This is a genomic window from Pseudomonas edaphica (assembly GCF_005863185.1).
GTDB classification, from domain to species: Bacteria; Pseudomonadota; Gammaproteobacteria; order Pseudomonadales; family Pseudomonadaceae; genus Aquipseudomonas; species Aquipseudomonas edaphica.
The window spans coordinates 1-1,630 of record NZ_VBVZ01000931.1 but is presented as its reverse complement, the minus strand read 5'-3'; the positions used below and the strand labels follow the sequence as shown (position 1 = coordinate 1,630).

Annotated in this window: 1 protein-coding gene and 1 pseudogene; both read right to left on the bottom strand. The window is 61.0% G+C overall.

Going from position 1 to position 1,630, the window contains the following annotated elements:
• Positions 1–169: 169 nt before the first annotated feature.
• On the bottom strand, positions 170–1,450 hold the full coding sequence (dctM, locus tag FEM54_RS32200; protein WP_017137472.1) for a C4-dicarboxylate TRAP transporter large permease protein DctM: 1,281 nt from the start codon (positions 1,448–1,450) through the stop codon (positions 170–172).
• Positions 1,450–1,630 (bottom strand): annotated as a pseudogene (locus FEM54_RS32195) (C4-dicarboxylate ABC transporter); the annotation flags it as partial. The pseudogene FEM54_RS32195 and the gene dctM, both read right to left, overlap by 1 nt.

Genomic DNA, 1,630 nt, shown 5'->3' with positions numbered 1-1,630 from the left:
CAGCAGCCCCCAGCAAGGGCACTGAAATTCTTTCTGAAAGAACTCAGCGCCTGGTTTTGGGGCTGCTGCGCAGCCCAACGCAGGGCAAGCCTGCTCGCCACAGGGGAACGGGGTGCCTTCGAACGTATGGCTATCGCAGGCAAGCCAGCTCCCACATTTTCAGACCGTGTTACATGCCCAGCCAGTGCGGCAGCGCCAGCGAGATAAACGGCAAGTACGTGACCATGATCAAAAACACCAGCAGGATCATCAGCCACGGTAACGCTGCGCGAATCGTCTGCCCGAGGGTCAACCCGGTCACCGCCGAGGTCACAAACAGGTTCAACCCTACTGGCGGGTGCACCAGGCCGATTTCCATGTTGACCACCATCACAATCCCCAGGTGAATCGGGTCAATCCCCAGCTTCATGGCAATAGGGAAGAAGATCGGCGCCAGGATCAGCACAATCGCGGACGGCTCCATAAAGCTGCCGGCCACCAGCAACACCACGTTGACCATGATCAAAAAGCCAATCGGCGTGAGGCCTTCGGAGATCACCCAGGCGGTGATTTCCTGCGGGATCTGTTCGGTGGTCAGTACATGGGCAAAGAGCATGGCGTTGGCGATGATAAACATCAGCATGATCGCCAGGCGCCCGGATTCCAGCAGCACCTTGGGGCAATCGCGCAGCTTCATGTCCTTGTACACAAACAGCGCGACAAACGCCGAATACACCGCCGCCACGGCCGCCGCTTCCGTCGGCGTGAACATGCCGCTGTAGATGCCGCCGAGGATGATCACCAGCAACAGCAAGCCCCAGAACGCGCGACGTGCGCAGGTCAGCCACTCGCGGAAGGTCGCACGGGGCTGCGCCGGCAGCTTCTTGATGCGCGCGACGATGTAGATCGCGACCATCAGCATCAGGCCCAGCAGCAATCCTGGAATCACACCGGCCATGAACAGCTTGCCCACCGAGGTTTCGGTGGCTGCCGAGTACACCACCATCACAATCGACGGCGGGATCAGGATGCCCAGGGTGCCGGCGTTGCAGATGATCCCGGCGCCGAACTCCTTCGGGTAACCCGAGCGCACCATCCCCGCCACGGCAATCGAGCCCACTGCCGCCACCGTCGCCGGCGATGACCCGGACAGCGCCGCAAACAGCATGCACGCCAGCACCGCCGCAATCGCCAGGCCGCCTCGGATATGCCCGACACAGGCGTTGGCGAAGTCGATCAGCCGTTGCGCCACACCGCCAGTGGTCATGAACGCGCCGGACAGCAGGAAGAATGGAATCGCCAGGAAGGTGTAGGCGTCGGAGGTTTCAAACAGCTTGATGGCCAGCGAACTCACCGAGTCCTGGCTGAACATCAGGATCGACACCGCGCCGGACAGCCCCAGGGAAATCGCGATCGGCACGCCGAGGAACATGAACACGAACAACAGCAAAAACAGACAGAGCACGGCCATCAGTGACGCTCCTCATGGCTGCCAGCCAGCTTACTGGCCTCCCCGGCCTCGTCGGCCAGCCCCAACCCGACCTGACGGTGGGTAAAGATGCGGTAGAAAATTTCCAGGTAGCGGATAAACACCAGGGCAAAACCGATGGGCACGATGATCACGATATCGCCCACGTCCACGCCGTATTGG